Source organism: Deinococcus alpinitundrae (genome assembly GCF_009982895.1).
Taxonomy (GTDB): domain Bacteria; phylum Deinococcota; class Deinococci; order Deinococcales; family Deinococcaceae; genus Deinococcus; species Deinococcus alpinitundrae.
Genome location: NZ_WXZL01000009.1, coordinates 144,096 through 161,119 on the forward strand (window position 1 = coordinate 144,096; position 17,024 = coordinate 161,119).

17 protein-coding genes are annotated in these 17,024 nt (G+C 67.6%); 10 read left to right on the forward strand and 7 right to left on the reverse strand.

Annotated elements, in window-relative coordinates; all coding sequences use genetic code 11:
- Positions 1 to 891, reverse strand: coding sequence for a P1 family peptidase (locus tag GUI70_RS10680; protein ID WP_438503481.1), 891 nt, complete (start codon positions 889 to 891; stop codon positions 1 to 3).
- A gap of 171 nt (positions 892 to 1,062) precedes the next feature.
- Between GUI70_RS10680 and GUI70_RS10685 the strand changes: the two genes are divergently transcribed.
- Positions 1,063 to 2,007, forward strand: coding sequence for a dienelactone hydrolase family protein (locus tag GUI70_RS10685; RefSeq protein WP_161882294.1), 945 nt, complete (start codon positions 1,063 to 1,065; stop codon positions 2,005 to 2,007).
- Positions 2,008 to 2,044: 37 nt separating this feature from the next.
- Here GUI70_RS10685 and GUI70_RS10690 read toward each other — a convergent pair whose 3' ends face one another.
- Positions 2,045 to 2,665 carry a DUF1684 domain-containing protein gene (locus GUI70_RS10690; RefSeq protein ID WP_161882295.1) on the reverse strand — a complete coding sequence of 207 codons (621 nt, stop codon included), beginning with the start codon at positions 2,663 to 2,665 and terminating at the stop codon, positions 2,045 to 2,047.
- A 31-nt stretch (positions 2,666 to 2,696) separates the two neighbouring features.
- Between GUI70_RS10690 and GUI70_RS10695 the strand changes: the two genes are divergently transcribed.
- On the forward strand, positions 2,697 to 3,407 hold the full coding sequence (locus GUI70_RS10695; RefSeq protein ID WP_161882296.1) for a dienelactone hydrolase family protein: 711 nt from the start codon (positions 2,697 to 2,699) through the stop codon (positions 3,405 to 3,407).
- 55 nt (positions 3,408 to 3,462) lie between these two features.
- On the opposite strand, the gene folE is transcribed toward GUI70_RS10695, so the two are convergent.
- From folE to GUI70_RS10710, 3 genes are all read right to left on the reverse strand, one after another.
- Entirely contained in the window at positions 3,463 to 4,074 is a 612-nt protein-coding gene (gene folE, locus GUI70_RS10700) for a GTP cyclohydrolase I FolE (RefSeq protein ID WP_161882297.1), read from the reverse strand.
- Between the two features lie 121 nt (positions 4,075 to 4,195).
- Positions 4,196 to 5,410, reverse strand: coding sequence for an adenylosuccinate synthase (locus tag GUI70_RS10705; protein WP_161882298.1), 1,215 nt, complete (start codon positions 5,408 to 5,410; stop codon positions 4,196 to 4,198).
- Between the two features lie 150 nt (positions 5,411 to 5,560).
- The gene (locus tag GUI70_RS10710) at positions 5,561 to 7,120 is read right to left on the reverse strand and encodes an E3 binding domain-containing protein (protein WP_161882299.1); all 1,560 of its coding nucleotides are present in this window, start codon (positions 7,118 to 7,120) and stop codon (positions 5,561 to 5,563) included.
- A 371-nt stretch (positions 7,121 to 7,491) separates the two neighbouring features.
- Here GUI70_RS10710 and GUI70_RS10715 point away from each other — a divergent pair, with 371 nt between their 5' ends.
- The 7 genes from GUI70_RS10715 (at position 7,492) to GUI70_RS10745 (ending at position 14,219) form a co-directional block, all read left to right on the forward strand.
- Entirely contained in the window at positions 7,492 to 8,538 is a 1,047-nt protein-coding gene (locus GUI70_RS10715) for a Glu/Leu/Phe/Val dehydrogenase family protein (protein WP_161882300.1), read from the forward strand.
- A 15-nt stretch (positions 8,539 to 8,553) separates the two neighbouring features.
- Positions 8,554 to 9,198: a uridine kinase gene (gene udk / locus GUI70_RS10720; RefSeq protein WP_161882301.1), complete on the forward strand. Its 645-nt coding sequence runs from the start codon at positions 8,554 to 8,556 to the stop codon at positions 9,196 to 9,198.
- 187 nt (positions 9,199 to 9,385) lie between these two features.
- Positions 9,386 to 11,476 carry a DUF5693 family protein gene (locus GUI70_RS10725; RefSeq protein WP_202630452.1) on the forward strand — a complete coding sequence of 697 codons (2,091 nt, stop codon included), beginning with the start codon at positions 9,386 to 9,388 and terminating at the stop codon, positions 11,474 to 11,476.
- On the forward strand, positions 11,473 to 12,444 hold the full coding sequence (csaB, locus tag GUI70_RS10730; protein ID WP_161882330.1) for a polysaccharide pyruvyl transferase CsaB: 972 nt from the start codon (positions 11,473 to 11,475) through the stop codon (positions 12,442 to 12,444). Before GUI70_RS10725 ends, csaB begins: the two co-directional genes overlap by 4 nt.
- 16 nt (positions 12,445 to 12,460) lie before the next feature.
- The gene (locus GUI70_RS10735) at positions 12,461 to 13,375 is read left to right on the forward strand and encodes a helix-turn-helix transcriptional regulator (protein WP_161882302.1); all 915 of its coding nucleotides are present in this window, start codon (positions 12,461 to 12,463) and stop codon (positions 13,373 to 13,375) included.
- Positions 13,376 to 13,437: 62 nt separating this feature from the next.
- Positions 13,438 to 13,806, forward strand: coding sequence for a VOC family protein (locus tag GUI70_RS10740; RefSeq protein ID WP_161882303.1), 369 nt, complete (start codon positions 13,438 to 13,440; stop codon positions 13,804 to 13,806).
- A complete protein-coding gene (locus GUI70_RS10745; protein ID WP_161882304.1) occupies positions 13,803 to 14,219 on the forward strand; it encodes a VOC family protein in 417 nt (138 codons plus the stop codon). The genes GUI70_RS10740 and GUI70_RS10745 overlap by 4 nt, the downstream gene beginning before the upstream one ends.
- Here GUI70_RS10745 and xseA read toward each other — a convergent pair.
- A complete protein-coding gene (xseA, locus tag GUI70_RS10750) occupies positions 14,216 to 15,400 on the reverse strand; it encodes an exodeoxyribonuclease VII large subunit (RefSeq protein ID WP_161882305.1) in 1,185 nt (394 codons plus the stop codon). The two genes, GUI70_RS10745 and xseA, sit on opposite strands and share 4 nt — an antisense overlap.
- 59 nt (positions 15,401 to 15,459) lie before the next feature.
- Positions 15,460 to 15,861, reverse strand: coding sequence for a fluoride efflux transporter CrcB (gene crcB / locus GUI70_RS10755; protein WP_237724839.1), 402 nt, complete (start codon positions 15,859 to 15,861; stop codon positions 15,460 to 15,462).
- Between the two features lie 44 nt (positions 15,862 to 15,905).
- Here crcB and GUI70_RS10760 point away from each other — a divergent pair, with 44 nt between their 5' ends.
- Positions 15,906 to 16,895, forward strand: a complete 990-nt coding sequence (locus GUI70_RS10760) for a magnesium transporter CorA family protein (RefSeq protein ID WP_161882306.1) — start codon at positions 15,906 to 15,908, stop codon at positions 16,893 to 16,895.
- Positions 16,896 to 17,024 lie beyond the last annotated feature (129 nt).

The following is a 17,024-nucleotide window of genomic DNA, read 5'->3' on the forward strand; positions in this document are numbered from 1 at the left end:
TTATTCCCACTGCGACAGCACCGCGTCGGCCACCGCGAGCGCCACCGCGTCCTGCACCAGTGCGCTGAGAAGCAGCGGGTCGGCTTCCGGCAACTCGGCGCTGCTGAGCACGAAGGCGCTGTCACCGTCCCAATAGGTGTGACTCGGACGAATCACGCGGGCCAGCGCGGTCTGGGCGGCGTCTGCCAGTCGCCGGGCGTCATTTTTGGTGAGCGCGTGCTGGGTCACGACGGCTAGTAGGGTGGTGTTCTCCAGATCGTTGGGCGCAAAGGCCGACGCACCCGGCCCCACCCCCGGCCCGGCCAGCAGCTCGCCGCCGGGACTGTACACGTCGCCGATCGGGTTGACCACCGCCAGCACGCCCACGCTCACCTGGTGCCGCGACAGCGACACGCTGCCCAGGCCGCCCGGCACCGCCCGCGTTGGGCCGAGGTACTTGCCGATGCTGGCCCCGGTTCCGGCCCCCACCCGGCCACGCGGCACGGCGGCTGAGCTGGCGTTCTGGGCAGCCAGGTAGCCCTGGGCCTCACCGGGGCGCGCTTGCGGGTCGCCCGCTCCGAGGTCGTAGATCACGGCGGCGGGCACGATGGGCACGCGGGCAAACGGTGTCGGGTGGCCGACGCCCTGTTCCTCCAGCCACCGGACCACGCCGCTGGCCGCCGAGAGGCCAAAGGCACTGCCGCCGGTCAGCAGCAGGCCGTGAATGCGCTCCACCTTCTTTTCGGGCGAGAGCAGCACGCCCTCACGGGTCGCCGGGCTGGGGCCGAGAAAGCTGGCCGAGGCGACGGCTCCTTCCGGCGGCGGCAGGATCACGGTGCAGCCGGTCTGGCCGACCGAATCGGTCCAGTGGCCCACGCGGAAACCGGGAACGGCGGTGAGGGTGGTGTTCATGCCGGGCATTGTCGCCGAAATATCGGGAACCTGACGTGAGCTGGGGGCAGGGCGGCGGGCCAAGGGTTCAGGCAAGATTTCATCTGGGCGTTATCGTCTTTTCCCCTACACACCCCGGCGCGGCTTTCGGGCAGAGTCGGAGCGAACACCTGCTCTCAAAGGAGAATTTATATGTCCGAAGACCGTCAGGACCTGTTTCGTTACGTCGTCGAGGAATTCGCCGAGGATTACCGTGAGGGTGAGATGGAGCGCCGGGAGTTTTTGCGCCGGATGACTCTGCTCGGCGGCGGCGCTCTCGGCGCACGCACCCTGCTGACCTCACTGGGCATCGCTGGCGTCAGCGCCGCCGAGCTGGCCCAGGCCCAGGCCGCCCCGCCCAAGCCGGATCAGGCCAGCGGCGCGGGCATGGTCGACCCGCAGGACCCGTCCATCTCGGTGGGGCCGGTGACCTACGCGGCCAACGGCTTTACCAATCTGGCGTACCTCGCCCGGCCTGCGGGCGGCGGCGCTGCGCCGGGCGTGCTGGTCATCCACGAAAACAAAGGCCTGCAACCGCACATTCAGGACATCGCCCGCAGGCTCGCCAAGGCTGGATACATCGCCATGGCCCCCGATCTGGTGTCGAAAATTGGCGGCACCGCCCAGTACCTCGACACGGCCCGGGTATCGAGCTACCTGGCCCAGACCTCCGGTGACGAGCACGTGACCAACCTGCTGGCCGCGCTCAAGGTGCTTGAAGCCCAACCGGGCGTGCAGAGCGTCGGCGCCGTGGGCTTTTGCTTCGGCGGCGGGCTGACCTGGCGGCTGGCGACGGCAGCGACCAACCTCAAGGCGACGGTGGCATTCTACGGCCCCGCGCCCGACCTCGCCAAGGTGCCGGACATCAAGGCGGCCACGCTGGGCCTCTACGGAGCGCTCGACGCCCGCATCGACGCCGGGATCCCCGCGCTGGAAGCGGCCCTCAAGGCGGCGGGCACCACCTACGAACTCAAAGTCTATGACGGTGCGAACCACGCCTTCAACAACGACACCGGGACCAGTTACGTCAAGGCCGCCGCCGACGCGGCCTGGGCACAGACCCTGGGCTGGTTCGACAAGTACCTGAAGCAGGCCTGAGCCTCCGCACTCATCACTTCTCCGACAAATACTTTCTTTAAAGTCGCTCACCTGCCCGCACCTCTACTCCCAGCACGTTCTGGGGCGGGGCCAGCGGGCAGCTCCATTGCGGGTCGTAGAAGCACGAGGGGTGGTAGGCGAAGTTGAGATCCAGCACCAGTTGATCACCGCCCAGGCTGCCGAGGTCTGCGCCCTTGACGGTGTCGAGCAGGTAGCGCCCGCCGCCGTAGCTGGTCTGGCCACTGCCCGCATCTCGGAACGGCACGAACAGGCCGCCGCCGTAAACGTCGATCCAGTAGACATCCAGTGCGCCGAGTGCCTGTACGCCGTTATCGAGCTGAACGCGGCCCACCCGCACGAGCGGCATGTCGTGGCCCGCCGAGGTCTGCACCACGAAGCTCTCCGGCGGCAGGTCAGTCTGGACGGCGGCGGTAAAAGCGTAGGCCGGGTCATACAGCCACACCGGCAGCGCCGCGAAGTCGGGCCGCGCCTGCGGCGTCAGGGGTGTCTGGGGGTGGTGGGCGAACAGCTTGTTGCGCGAGTGCTGCCAATAAGCGTGGGCGGCTGCCGGGTCGTCAGCGCGCAGACGGCGCACCTCGGCGTAGAGCTCGCCCAGTTGCCTGCGCCAGTCGAGCAGGGTCAGGAAATCGGAAGCCATGTGCGCATGCTAGGCACTCTAAGCTGGAGTCATGCCGACTGCGCCGCTGACTGGAGAGCTGATCTCGTTCGTTTCCGAAGACCGTCCCCTGGAGGGCTACCTGGCGCGGCCCGCCATGCAGAGTGAAGCGCTGCCGGGGATGCTGGTCATTCACGAGATCTTCGGCCTGACAGACGAGATCAGGGCAGTGGCCGAACGGATGGCCCAGGCGGGCTATGTGGCGCTGGCCGTCGACCTGTTTGCCAACCAGAACAAGGCCGTGTGCATGGCGCGGATGTTCGCCGGAGTGTTCGCCGACAGCCTGGATCATCAGGGTGCACGCGACACCCGCGCGGCCTTCGGGGTGCTGTCCGGACTGCCGGGGGTGGACCCGGACCGGCTGGGGGCCATCGGCTTTTGCCTGGGCGGCAGCCTGGCGATTGCCCTGGCCTGCACCGACACGCGGGTCAAGGCAGTAGCCCCCTACTACGGCTTCAACCCGCGCCCGCTGGAAGCGGTGCGCCGCGCCTGCCCGGTGGTGGGCAGCTACCCCGCCCAGGACCCCACCGCCGGGCAGGGCCGGGCGCTGGAGACCGAACTCACGGAGGCAGGCATCGCCAGCGACATCAAGGTGTATCACGGCACCCGCCACTCGTTCGCCACGCCCGGCCCCAGCTTCGACGGCGTGGCGAGCATCGATGCCTGGAACCGGGTGATGACCTTCTTCGACGAGCATGTGGTGAGCACACCCGGCCCGGCCTGAGACCGCAAAGCGCGCCCCACCTTTTCGGGTGCGGCGCGGCACATTGGTTTTTGGGTTAGCGGCTTCTCAGCGTTTGCTGCACGGCGCTCATAAACTCGGCGCGGGTGCGCGAATCGTCTCTGAAGACGCCGCGCATGGCCGAGGTGCTGGTCGAGGAGTTCTGCTTTTGCACCCCGCGCATGGCCATGCACAGGTGGGTGCCTTCCATCATCACGGCCACGCCCTGCGGCGCGAGGAGTTCCTCTACCGCGTCGGCGATCTGGGCGGTGATGCGCTCCTGCACCTGCAAGCGGCGCGAGTAGAGGTCCACGATGCGGGCGAATTTGCTCAGGCCCAGGATTTTGCCGTCGGGAATGTAGGCGATGTGGGCGCGGCCATAAAACGGCAGCATGTGGTGCTCGCACATCGAATAGAACTCGATGTCCTTGACCAGCACCATCTCGGAGCCCTCCGCTTCGAACACGGCGTCTCCGGCAGCGTCGTGCAGGGTCTTGGTGTAGCCCGCCGTCAGAAAGCCCCAGGCTTTGGCGACCCGGTGCGGGGTCTTGAGCAGGCCCTCGCGCTCTGGATCCTCGCCGATGGCCGAGAGCCAGTCGTGGGTCAGGCCAGACAGTCCGGGCACTTCCTGCTTTTCGTCGGCAGCACTGATGAGTGGGTAAACGGTCAAATCTTCACTTCCTTTGCGGACCGTAAATAAAGCTGGCCCGGTTGAATGCTTTGAAGAATAAAGCAATGCCGGGCCAGGCAATTGTCAGAGTTGTGTCAAAACAAGAAGAGTCATCAGCCTGTTACTGCCAGTTGACCGAGCCGTACGTCTGCTCACGGGCCGGGCCTGCCGAGAAAATGACCACCGGGCACTGCACTGTGTCCTCGATCAGGTTGAGGTACGCCTGGGCTTCCCTGGGCAGGGTATCGCGGCTGTCTGCGCCGTCGGTGGTGGCCCAGCCGGGCATCTCGCGGTAGATCGGCTGCCCCGCCGCGTCATAGTCGGTGGCGACCTTGAGGACCGGAATCCCGGCCAGCACGTCCATCTTGTTGATGACCAGTCCATCGAGACCGTTCACGTCCACGGCGTACTTCAGCAAGCTCAGATCGAGCCAGCCGACCCGCCGCGCTCGCCCGGTGGTGGTGCCGAACTCGTCCCAGGGCTGCGAGCCGTCGCCGCGCAGGCGGCGCTCCATCTCGCCGAACAGCTCGGTGACGAAGGGGCCGTTGCCCACGCGGGTATTGAAGGCCTTGGCCACGCCGTAGACCTTGTTGATGGCCTTGTGGCTGACGCCCGCGCCCACCAGGATGCCGCCCACGCTGGGGTGCGAACTCGTCACGAAGGGGTAGGTGCCGTAGTTGAGGTCGAGCAGGGTGGCCTGCGCGCCCTCGAACAGCACGTTCTGGCCCGACTTGATGGCGTCTCTGAGTTGAGCGCCGGTGTCAAAGACGAACGGCACCAGGGCGTCGCGGATCGGCAGCAGGTAGCCCAGGGCGTCACTGACGCTGCCCCAGCCCGCCGCCGCCGTGGAGTTGGGCTTGGCCTCCAGCAACCGCTCGACCCGTTCACGCAGCACGCTGAGGTCGCTGAGGTCGCCGAAGCGGATGCCCACCCGCCGCGCTCTATCCGCGTAGGCCGGACCGATGCCGCGCCCAGTGGTGCCGACAAAATCCTTGCGTCCGTCCACGTACTTGTGGTGCGGCAGCACCAGATGGGCACGCTCACTGATGCGCAGCTCAGGCGTCAGGCCGCCGTCGAGCAGGTTCTGGCGCTCGGCCAGGAATTTCTCGGGGTCGATCACCATGCCGTCGCCCAGCACGCTGACGGTCTGCTCGTGCAACACGCCGCTGGGCAGCAGGTTGAGCTTGAAGGTCTGCCCCGCCGCCGTGACGGTGTGTCCGGCGTTGGCCCCACCCTGGTAGCGCACCACGAAGTCGGCTGCGGGAGCCAGAAAATCGGTGATCTTGCCCTTGCCCTCGTCGCCCCACTGGGCACCAATAATTGCAATTCCGGGCATGTATGCCTCCAGCCGCGCAGGCCAGGTTTGTGCCAAAAAAAAGCACGGCGCGCGGCACCGTGATTCAATTTAACTGAAGTTGGGGGAGTGAGGATGATGGCGGTACGGACAAGGCGGGGCGCAGTGAATCGTGCGCCCCGCCCGGCTTGCTTACACCAGCAGCTTGACCGGCGCGCCGAGCAGCGCCGAGACCTCTGCCAGGAAGCGCGCACCCTGCTGCACGTCAATGTCGCCGTTGAGGCTCAGGGCGGCCTGACCGTCCACCACGCGGCCCAGCGACAGCGTGACGGCGTGCGGGTAGTGCAGATCGTCGAGGTCGAGCGCCCCGGCGTCGAGAATCAGCAGGTCGGCCTGGGCCGTGCCCGGCTGGGCGCCTTGCAGCGCCTTGATTCCGCCGCGCAGATCGCCGCTGAGGTCAGCGTCGAGGGCCTGGCCCTGGGCGTTGGCGACAGACAGGCTGGAGAGGTTCAGCAGCCCCAGGTGGCGCTGGGCAGCGCGGGCCACCATCAAGGTGAGCGGCAGGTCGCCAAGCAGTTCGGTGAGCTGTTCGCGGGCGCTGAGCATGGCGCTCAGATCGGTGTTGCGGCGCAGATAGGTGCCCGACCAGACGGCGGCCTGCGGCTGCACGTAGGGCTGCGGCACGGGCATGACCGGGACGGTCTGCGGCTCGGCCAGCACTGGCAGCTCCGCTTGCGGCACGGTTTCCGGCTCGATGACCTCGCCCAGCAGCGGGGCGGGCGGCACAGGGCGCTCGTCGAAGCTGGAGTCGCTGCCGATCGGCGGCACCACGTCGGCGTACTCCGGCGCGGCGACTTCGGGTTCCGGCAGCATGTCCGGCACGCGGGTCCGGTGCTCCATCTCGGCGGGCTGGATCATGGCAGGCTGGGCCGAGGCGGCGGGCGTGAAGGTAGGCTGCGCCGGGGTCGCCTGGACGGGCATGGGCTGGGCAGCGGACGGTTGAACCGGTTGAACTGAGTCGGGCTTGGGCACTTCGTTGCGGCGGTACAAGCTGGAGAGCAAGCCGCTGAGCAGGCCGCCCGTCGCCGCAGGCTTGGTGGGTGCAGTCGGGGCGGTTGGCGGCGGCATCGGTGCCTCGTCTTCCAATTCGAACTCGTCGTCTTGCGCGTCGGTCGACTGCTCGGCGGCCACCAGCGGCGCTGGCTCCGGCTCGGCAGGCATCGGCAGCGGCTCCGGGCTGATGACTGGCGCTGGGGTAATCGGTTCTGGAGTGATCGGCTCCAGGCTGACCGGCTCCAGCTCCAGCTCTGGCTCGACCTCGGCCAACACCGGCTCGGGCATGACCGGTTCCGGCATCACCGGTTCGGCCAGCACGGGTTCGGCCAACTCTGGTTCGTCCAATTCCAGTTCAGGCAGCACAGGCTCGGGGGGCGTGGGGGAGACCACCACCGGCGCGGGCGCGGCCAGGTCCTGCATCTGCCCCTGCTGGGCCTTGAGGAATTCGGCCAGCTCCGGCTCGACTCCGGCACGGCTGAGCAGCTCCGGCGACGAGTAGGCGGCCAGTTCGGCGGGCGAGGGCATCGGATCAACCGGGGTGAGCGGAGCGTCTTCCTCGCCGCTCATGACGCGGGCCAGGTAGCCCAGAATATCGGACTCAGTGATCAGGCCCGCCTCACCGGTGCCCTGCAGCGAACGCCACTCGATTCCGTTTGCCTCGGCCAGAACTTTCGCCAGTGGCGCAATTGTTTCCATGTCTCTCCTCACATCCTTCTGGGGCAATGTCGCTCTCGTGGCACTGCCCGGTGAACATTCTCTTGCGGTGTTGCGTCTGCTGATCGCGCGCTACAGAAACGGGATTCGGTTTCTAGGTCGTCCAGCGGGCGCGTCCTCGGAAGTCGGTGCGGGTATCGCCGCTCCCTGCTGATGCCGGGCCGCCAACCTGATCGGGGGGAAGGGTGGTTGGTGGGGTGTTCAATTCCGCATCACTCTAAACCGCCGTGTCTTACAAATCTCATCCCCTGGTGCGGGTGGCCTGGAGGCATGCTAGCGTTGCGAGAAGGTGCCCGCTGCGCCCGACTGCCTCCCTGTGAGGCCGGGACCGGGCGGGCCGGGGAGCGACGAAGATGCTGATGTTTGACGAACTGCACCGGCGTGGGCACGAACAGGTCACGCTGCTCTCGCACGCCCCCAGCGGCTTGCAGGCGGTGCTGGCCATTCACTCCACGGTGCTGGGACCAGCCATCGCCGGGTGTCGTCTGGTCGCGCTTGACGAGGACCTGGTGCTCAAGGGCGCGTTGGCACTCAGCGAATCGATGACCCTCAAGGCCGCGCTGACCGGACTGAATTACGGCGGGGCCGCCTGCGTACTGATCAGCCCCGAGAACCTGCTGACCGAGGAGGGCGGCGACGCCCAGGGCCATGCCCGCGAAGCGCTGTTCCGAGCGCTGGGACGCCAGATCAGCCACTTCGGGGGCCGGTTGATTCTGACCGAGGACGTGCGGGTCTCGGGGCAGGACATCGCCTACGTGGCCCAGGAAACGAGCAGCACCATGGGCATGAACACCGACACCGCCGCCGCCACCGCCTACGGCGTCTACCGCGGCATCAAGGCGGCGGCGCGCTTCACGCTCGGCAGCGAGAGCATGCGCAACGTGCGGGTGGCGATTCTGGGCGTGGGCACGGTGGGGCGGCTCTTGGCCGAACTGCTGCACCGCGAGGGTGCCCGCCTGAGCGTGGCCGACGTTCAATCGGAGCGCGCCGAGGAACTCAGAAGCCAGCTCGAGGTGCAGGTCATGGGCGTGGACGAGCTACTCGACTCGCCCTGCGACATCCTCGCGCCGTGCGCCTTCGGCTACAGCATCCGCAGCCAGGACGTCTCGCGGTTGCAGTGCCGCCTGATCGCCGGGGCCGAGCATCACCCCCTCTCACGCACCAGCGAGGAACTTGCCCGCGAGGCCGGAATCGCCTACATTCCCGATTTCGCTATCAACGGCGCGGGCCTGATCGCCTCGGCACGCAACCTCAGCGTCGAGCAGGCCGGAGAGCAGATCTACGGCGTCGTCTCGCGCATCGCCGCGCTGGCCGAGCAGCACCACAAGCCGCCGCACCTGGTGGCGCGCAAGCTGGCCGAGCGCCGCATCGAGCTGATCGGCTCGCTGGGGCGGAGCTGAGATGCCGGAGCAGCCATGACGGGCCAGCCGCCTCACCCAGCGCACCGCCGCCCCTTCGTCATTGGGGTGGCGGGCGGCTCAGGCAGCGGCAAGACCACCGTGACCCGGCGTGTCATCGAGACGGTGGGGGCCTCGGGCGTGGCGGTGCTCAACCAGGACAACTACTACCGCGACCAGGCCGACATCGCGCCCGAAGCGCGGCGGGCCGCCAACTACGACCACCCCGCCGCCTTTGACTGGGTGCTACTGCGCGACCACCTCGGCGCCCTGCTGTCGGGCGTGCCGATCGACATGCCCAGCTACGACTTCACCAGAGACACCCGCTCGGACCAGACCCTGACGGTGCTGCCCGCTCCGGTGGTGGTGCTGGAAGGATTTTTTGCCTTATATGACGCCGAGCTGAGAGACAAGCTGCACCTCAAGGTCTTCGTGGACGCCGACCCCGACGTGCGGTTCATCCGGCGACTGGAACGCGATACCCGTGAGCGGGGCCGCAGCCAGGAGAGCGTGATCAGCCAGTACCTCGAATATGTGCGCCCGATGCACCTGAGTTTCGTGGAACCCACCAAGCGCTACGCCGACGTGATCATCCAGCACGGCGGCCTCAACGAACCGGCGCTCGACATGCTCTCGGCCCGCATCCGGGCGGCGCTGCTGTAACAGCAGCCCAACTGTCGGCACGCCCTCATCCAACTCCGGCCCGTTTCAATTCGCCAGGTCTTTAGAATACCTTGATACAGTGAGTGGCTTGCACCTGATGCTCACTGGTGTACGGCGCTGAGCGGCCCTCCTGTTCAACCCGCGCTCCGCGCTTCACCTGACCCCGCCTCCCGATCAAGGACAGTCCATGACCAACGCCAGCTCCACCCCGCCCGCCAACGCCCTGAGCGCCCTGCCCGCGCCGACCCGCTCCCGTTTTCAGCCTCTACTGCTGGGGGTGCTGGCCCTCAGCCTGATTCCCGCCGGGTGGCTGGCCGTCAGCCGCGTTCAATTTGAAAACAGCGAAAAAAACGTGGCGCTGGTGATGGATTACCCGGCGCTCTCGCAGCAGGCCAAGGAAACCGGCCAGAACCCCAACGCCCTGCTGCTGCGCTACAAATCACTGGGCGTCAACGGCGTGGCGGTCTTCGAGGACGTGGTGGCCTCCACCATTCAGCACGGCGAGGCCTACTTCCTGAGCGGCGGCGAGTTGCAGGCCCGCAATCCCGGCGCAAAGGGCATTGATCCCGAGTGGTCGTACATGCGATCGATCAAGCCGGGCGTGGTCGAGAATCTGGTCAGCAGTTTCGGTTACATCTCCAACGCGGGCGAGATCAGCCAGGCGCAGGCCGACAACCTCGCGTTCGCCAAAGAAGACCGCAAAGAGCTGCCCGCTGCCATCTACAAGCCGCTGAACACCAACACCGTCAACGTGGCCGGGCAGAAGTGGGTCGGCTGGGCGGTGGACCCACGCTACCTCCCGGCCGGCCCCAACACCGAGCAGATCAAGCAGCTGCAAGCCCAGGGCTTCGTGGTAGTCTACCGGCCTTACGGCGATCAGCGGGTGCGCGACCCCGGCAAGAACTGGCCGGACGTGCCGTTCGTCTCATTTACCGGCGCGGAAGTGATCGGCGCAGGCAACGCCAGGGTGCTGCAGGACATCAGTGACCGGCTGGGCAAGCGCGTGCCCACCATCATCGAGAACAGCGTTCAGCAGGGCTTGGCCGATCTGATCAAGGACCGCACCGCTGCGAGGATGTTCAGCCTGAATCCGAGCTGGCAAAACAGCCTGACGCCGGTCGAGGTCGCCAGCAAATTCGCGCTGGCCGCCCGCGAACGCACCCAGCGCATCCTGTACCTGCGCCCCTTCCCAACCCAGGGCGAGACCGAACTCTTTCTCAACGACCTGACCAAGCTGCTGGCCGACCGCAACATCAAGATCACCCAGCCGGTCATCGAGAACTACGCGCCCAGCGACGCCCTGAGGTGGCTGAGCATGCTCGGCACACTGGCTGCCCTCCTGCTGCTGGCGCTGAGCTACCCGCTGCCGCGCCTGGGATTGATCGTGGCGGGCCTGGCCCTGCTCGGTGCGCTGGGGCTCAACGGCTTTCAGCCGTATCCGGGCATGGCGCTGGTCTCGGCCATCACCTTCCCGGCGCTGGGGCTGATCCTGCGGCGCAAACAGATGACCGACTGGTACGTCGCCACCGGCTTCAGCTTGCTGGGCGTGCTGTATGTCAGCGCGCTGGGCACCGACAAGGACAGCATGCTGGGCCTGGACCCCTTCAGCGGCGTGGGCCTGACGCTGGTGCTGCCGATCGGTCTGGTCGCGCTGAGCTTCCTGCCACGCCAGGACATCCGCCAGACCATTGCCGATCTGTTTGCCGTGCGGCTCAAGCTGGGCGACGTGATCATGATGGGCGTGGCGCTGGGGGCCTTTGCGGTGGCGGTGCTGCGTCGAGGCAACACCTCGGCAGTGGGAGTGAGCGACACCGAGGCCAAGATTCGCCAGGACCTTCAGGACGCCATCGTTCGCCCGCGCTTCAAGGAAGTCTTCGGGCATCCGCTGCTGCTGCTGGGGCTGTCGGGCACCCTGCCCGGCTACTTCACCATGCTGGCGCTGCTGGGCGGCCTGGAAGGTCAGGCCAGCATCTTGAACACCTTCTCGCACTTTCACACGCCGCTTCTGATCAGCCTCACGCGGGCGCTGATCGGGCTGGCCGCCGGGCTGCTGCTCGGCTACATCGGGGTCTGGGTGCTCAGGCTGGTCATCCGCATCTGGAACAATTACGGCGGGTGGAACGGGGGCCGTCCGCCCTCGGGCACGCCTGCTAGTCAGTCCAGTGCGGCCCAACCCAGCGCCCTGCGCCGCCCGCTGGTGCCGCGCACCGAGATGAGAACCACCGAGATTCGCGCCGACGACACGCTGGGCCTCGGCGACTTGGGGATCAAGCCCTGAACGTCACGGTGAGCGGCTTCTACGGCTTCGGCAACACTGGCGACGAGGCAATTGCCCTGGCGATCTCGCGCGAGCTGCAGGCCGCCGGCCACGTGCCGACACTCCTCTCGCAGACACCCGATCAGACGGCCCGGCTCTATGGCTGCCGGAGTGCGGCGCGGATGAACCCACTCTCTCTTCTGAAGGCCGTGATGGGCTGCCAGGTGCTGCTCTCCGGCGGCGGCGGCCTGCTGCAAGACAAGACCAGCGCCCGAAATCTGACCTACTACCTGGGCGTGATCCGGCTAGCCCGGTTGCTGGGCAAGCGCCCGGTGGTGTTCAATCAGAGCATCGGGCCGCTGAGCGACTCGGGGGGCGCGCAGGTGGCCCGTGCCCTGCGCGGTCTGCAGGTCATCGTGCGCGACCGGCGCAGCCAGGAGAGGCTGAGCCAGCTGGGCATCGAGAGCGTGCTGGGCGGCGACCCGGCGCTGCTGCTGCGGCCCAGCGGGGGCATACTGCGCGATGAGAGGACGGTGGTGCTGGCTCCGCGCGGCGACGTGCCCGACGCCACCGAGCGCCTGCAAGCGCTGGTCCGCGACCTCAGGGCGCAGGGGCAGCGCAGCGTGGCCCTGAGCTTCTATCCACACGAGGACGATGCGGCGGCCCACTCGCTCGGCACGGACGAGGTCGTCAGCACCAGAGAACCGCAGGTGGCGCTCGACACCGTCGCGGCAGCGGGCACGGTGGCCGGGGTCCGGCTCCATGCCCTGATTCTGGCGGCGGCGGCGGGTATACCCTTCGTGGGCCTGAGTTACGATCCCAAGGTCAGCGGATTCTGCTCAGACGCTGGGGCCGTCAGTGTGCCGACGGACGTGGATCCGGCGACTTTGCTGGCACTGCTCAGCCCCGAGCGTCAGCCCGACTGGAACGAGGTGAGCGCCATGAAAGCGCGGGCGAGAGAGAGTTTCGCGTGGGCGCTGACAAAGTAGCACGGAACGCAGGGCCGTGAACCGCACCGACCGTCTGCTGGCGATGCTGCTCGAACTCCAGGGTCGTGAGTGGACGCGCGGCGCTCAACTCGCCGCCACCTTCGGTATCAGTCTGCGCACGGTCTACCGCGATGTGCTGGCCCTGAGCGAATCGGGCGTGCCGGTCATCAGCTTGCCGGGGCGCGGCTACCAACTGATGCCGGGGTATTTTCTGCCGCCGCTGCATTTCACGCTGGAGGAAGCCAGTCTGCTCAGCTTCGGGCTGGACGCCGCGCGTCACCTCTTCGACGCCGACTACGCCCGCGCCGCCGACAGCGCCGCTCAGAAAGTCCGGGCGGCCTTGCCGGAGGGGCGCCGTCAGGACGTGGACGCGCTGCGCGAGCGGGTACGCTTGGTGGACACCTCACCGCCGACCTCAGCCGCGCTCGGGACCCTGCGCCGGGCCGTGCTGGAGCGCCGCGCGGTGGTGTTTCAGTACCACAAGCTTCACCAGGCACCCGCCCTGCGCCGCGCCGAACCCCAGGGCCTGGCCCGGGTCAACGGAGTGTGGCTGCTGCGCGCCCACGATCCGGAGCGCGGTGAGGACCGCACCTTCCGGGTGGACCGGATCGAGGCGGCGCAGCTCACCGCGCAGCACTTCGAGCGCAGCGCGCGGGCCCCCGCACCCGACCCCGAAACCGAACAGCCGCGTCAGATTTTCGTGCTGCGCTTTCCGGCTTTTCTCAGCCGCACCCTGAGCGAGCGCCCCAGCTTCTTTCAGACTGGGCGGCGCGAGGAGAGAGAGGGCATCGTTGTGACCTTGCGGGCACGCGACATCGCCAGCGTGTTGCCCTGGGTGCTGTCGTGGGGCGGCGCGGCACGGGTGCTGGAGCCGCCGGAGTTGCGTGAGACGGTGCGGGCTGAGGCGCGGGCCATGCTTGCCGAGCCGTGAACAGCCGCTGCTGACAGGGGGCTGTCACTGCCCCGGCTCAAGCTGAGTGCAGGAGACATGACATGACCCGAACCAACCTGGATTTCGTCGCCCTGCATACCGCCGACCTGGACGCCGCCCGCCGCTTTTACACCGAGGTGCTGGGCTTCGATCTGGCAGAGAGCAGTCCGCCCCGTGCCGCCGTCTTTCGTCATTCAGGCGGAGCCAGTCTGGCCGTGCGGTTGCCGCAGCCGCACGAGGCCCAGCAGCCACCGTTCGGCGTGGGCGTCAGCGTCTGGTTCGGTGTGCCGGACGCCAGGGCTTACCACGCACAATTGACGCAGCGCGGCGCACAGCTGCTGACTGCACCCACACCCGGTCCTTTCGGAGTGATGTTCAGCCTTCAGACGCTGGACGGCCACGCGCTCACCTTCCACGAGGTCTCGCGGTGACCATTGCCCTCAATTACCTGTCGTTCGTCGTTTCTCAGCTGGAGCGCAGCTTGGCGTTCTACCGCACCCTGGGCCTGCCGATTGCCGACCAGGCCCACCTCAATGCAGCGGGTGAACCGGAAGACCACGTGGAGATCAGCGTGAACGGGTTGCGAATTGCCTGGGAAACCGAGACCCTGGTGCGTCAGGTCTACGGGGACTGGACGGCTCCGCCTGCCGGGCAGGCGAGAATCGGTGCGGCCTTCGGGGCCAGCACGCCCGCCGAGGTGGACGCGGCCTGTCAGCGCTTGCAAGCCGCCGGATTTGTCGTCAAAGCGCCGCCCTACGACGCCTTCTGGGGCCAGCGCTACGCCACCGTGACCGACCCGGATGGCAACAGCGTCGATCTCTTCGCCTGGCTGGAGGAGCGCTAACCCTGCGCCACCACCCGCACTTCCCCGTCCTGAAAGCCCAGTCGCAGCGCCTGCCCCGCCTCGACCTGGGCCGCCCGCGTCAGCACACCCCCTTCGGCGTCGCGCACCAGCACGTAGCCGCGCGCCAGGGTGCGCTCGGGGGTCAGGCCCAGGACCTGGCGCATCGCGGCGTCCAGTCGCTGGGCCTCGCTGTCGGCGCGGCGCAGGGCGGCCCGGCGCGCGCCCTCGTGCCGGCGCTCGGCGCTGCTTTCTGCGTCGCGCAGGGCCTCGCGGCACAGCGAGCGCACCACCGCGTAAGCGTCCACGCTTTCCTGCACCCGTTCCAGAATGCTGCCGACGATATAGGCCGCTGCCTTGCTGGGCGTGTCGGTGCGGACATTGGCGAGTTCGTCCAGAATGGTGTCGTCGCGGGCGTGCCCGATACCGGTGATGACCGGCAGGGGAAACGTCGCCACCGCACGGGCCAGCGCTCCACTGTTGAGCCAGGCCAGATCGAGGCTGGCCCCGCCGCCCCGGATGATCACCAGGGCGTCGGCGCTCTGCTGCTCGTGGACAGCCTGGGCCTGCTCAAGCGCCCGGAGCAAGCTGGCCTCGGCCGCCTGCCCCTGAAAGGTGGCTTCCAGATACACCACGTCCAGCACACCCGCCGCTTCCAGGCGGTCCAGCTCGCCCCGGAAATCGCCCAGGCCCGCCGCACCCGCCGGACTCAGCACGATCAGCCGGGTGAAATCCTGCGGTGTGGGCAGGCTGCGGTTCTTGCCGAGCAGCTTCTCGCGGGCCAGCGTCTTGCGAAGTTCGTCGAGTCGCAGCGCCGCGTCGCCCAGGGTAAATTCCGGCGCGGCGTCCAGAATGTGCAGAGAGAAACCGTACTGCGGGTGAAACTCGGCGGTGACAAACAGCAGCACGCTCATGCCCGCCATCAGGCCGCCCCCGGTGGCCCGGCGAAATTTGCCTTCCAGCGCGAAGCGCTCGCGCGCCCACAACGTCGCCCGGCATTTGGCGATCTCGCGCCCGTCTGCGCCCACCTGCACCAGATCGAGGTAGAGGTGGCGGCGGTCAGTGATTGAGGCGATCTCGGCACGCACCCACACCGCGCCGGGAATGCCTCGGGAGAGCACCTGCTCGACGTAGGCCAGCAGATCGCGCAGGTTGAGGGAGGTTTGTGGGGCGGCGGCAGGCATGAAAGCAGGGTAGCGTGAACGCGGCGGGCCACCCGTGATCTGCGCGGCAAAGCAGCGGGTCAGCGCAGCGCCGCCATCCGGCCCAGCACGGCCGCCGCCAGACCGACCACGACGGTCAGCAGCACGTAAAGTGCCGCCCGCATCCATTCGCCGCGCAGCAGCAGGGTGTCCGTTTCCACGCTGAACGTGGAAAAGGTGGTGTAAGCTCCCAGAAAGCCGGTGCCGATCGCGAGGCGCAGCTCCGGCGGCCAGGCGGCGCGCGCCGGGCCACTCAGCCCCAGCCGGGTCAGCAGGTACCCCAGTGCAAACGCGCCGCTCACATTGATCAGCAGCGTGGCGACGGGGAAGGTCGCCCAGGCAGAGCGCGCGCCCAGTGAGCCGATCCACAGGCCCAGGCTGTAGCGGGCCAGTGCGCCTGCCGCGCCGCCGAGGGCCACCAGCACGGCTCCTTGCCAAGTCACGCCAGGCAGCATAGCGCCCATTCCTGGGAGCGTAGTATGGAGGGGTGATTCGCGCCAAGACGCTCGGCGGCAAGGAAGTCGATGTCTCCACTCTGGCGACCGGAACGCTGCCGCAGGGCCTGTGGGTCGATGTGCAGGCCCCCGAGCCGGACGAGATGGCGCGGATTCAGGCCCTCTTTCCGCTGCACCCGTTGGCCCTGGAAGACGCGCGCGAGGAAGGCCACTGGAGCCGCTTCGAGACGTACCCGGCCCACGATTTTCTGACCTACCGCACCCTGGCCCGCGCCGAGGAGTGCGACGAATTCACCGAGCGCATCAGCCTCTTCGTGTTTCCCGGCAGCGCCGCCCTCAGCGAGACGAGCCCCGGCCAAACGGCACCCCCGCCGGGTCTGCCGGGCAGTATCCTCACCTACTCCCGTCACGGCACCATCTATCTGGACGCGGTCTGGGGACTGGTGGGGCGCGATTCGGTCAACACGCCCGCTGAGGTTGCCTACGAGCTGATCGATCAAGGGGCCGACACCTTCGCGGCCTACGCCGACGCCCTGGAAGAACGCATCGAGTCGTTGCAGGAGCGGGTCTTTCAAGAGGAGCGCCTCAACGTGACCAGTGCAGTGTTCAACTTCAAGCACAACCTCTCGCGGGTGCGCCACCTGGCCAGCGAGGCGCGCGAGGCGGTGCTGCTGCTGGTCCGGCACGGCCATGCCGAGGGCAGCGACCAGATTCGCTACCGCGACGCGCTCGGCAACCTCGACCGAGCCGTCTCGCGGCTCGATGCCCAGCGCGAAGCACTCACCAACCTGCTCGATACCGCCCTGGGCTTTCAGTCGCAGCGCATGAACGAGGTGATCCGCACCCTGACGGTGGTCAGCACCATCTTCTTGCCGCTGACCTTTCTGGCGGGGGTATGGGGCATGAACTTCAAACTGATGCCGGAATTGCAGTGGCACTACGGCTACGCGCTGGCCTGGGGCAGCTTCTTGCTCACGGCGGCGCTGATGGCCGCCTATTTCAAGCGCCGGGGCTGGTGGTAGGGCGCGGCTGGATTCTCTCTTCAGGGCCTGCTGATGACACAGCTGCTGCCATACACATCGCCGGGCGTCAGCGGATTTCGACTCACCGCATTTGAGGTCGAAGTGGTAGCCGACGCAGGCCGATAAGTA

Coding starts and splice junctions, on each gene's coding strand:
- GUI70_RS10680 (WP_438503481.1), bottom strand. CDS start 891: ATGAACACCACCCTCACCGCCGTTCCCGGTTTCCGCGTGGGCCACTGG.
- GUI70_RS10685 (WP_161882294.1), top strand. CDS start 1,063: ATGTCCGAAGACCGTCAGGACCTGTTTCGTTACGTCGTCGAGGAATTC.
- GUI70_RS10690 (WP_161882295.1), bottom strand. CDS start 2,665: ATGGCTTCCGATTTCCTGACCCTGCTCGACTGGCGCAGGCAACTGGGC.
- GUI70_RS10695 (WP_161882296.1), top strand. CDS start 2,697: ATGCCGACTGCGCCGCTGACTGGAGAGCTGATCTCGTTCGTTTCCGAA.
- GUI70_RS10705 (WP_161882298.1), bottom strand. CDS start 5,410: ATGCCCGGAATTGCAATTATTGGTGCCCAGTGGGGCGACGAGGGCAAG.
- GUI70_RS10710 (WP_161882299.1), bottom strand. CDS start 7,120: ATGGAAACAATTGCGCCACTGGCGAAAGTTCTGGCCGAGGCAAACGGA.
- GUI70_RS10715 (WP_161882300.1), top strand. CDS start 7,492: ATGCTGATGTTTGACGAACTGCACCGGCGTGGGCACGAACAGGTCACG.
- udk (WP_161882301.1), top strand. CDS start 8,554: ATGACGGGCCAGCCGCCTCACCCAGCGCACCGCCGCCCCTTCGTCATT.
- GUI70_RS10725 (WP_202630452.1), top strand. CDS start 9,386: ATGACCAACGCCAGCTCCACCCCGCCCGCCAACGCCCTGAGCGCCCTG.
- GUI70_RS10740 (WP_161882303.1), top strand. CDS start 13,438: ATGACCCGAACCAACCTGGATTTCGTCGCCCTGCATACCGCCGACCTG.
- xseA (WP_161882305.1), bottom strand. CDS start 15,400: ATGCCTGCCGCCGCCCCACAAACCTCCCTCAACCTGCGCGATCTGCTG.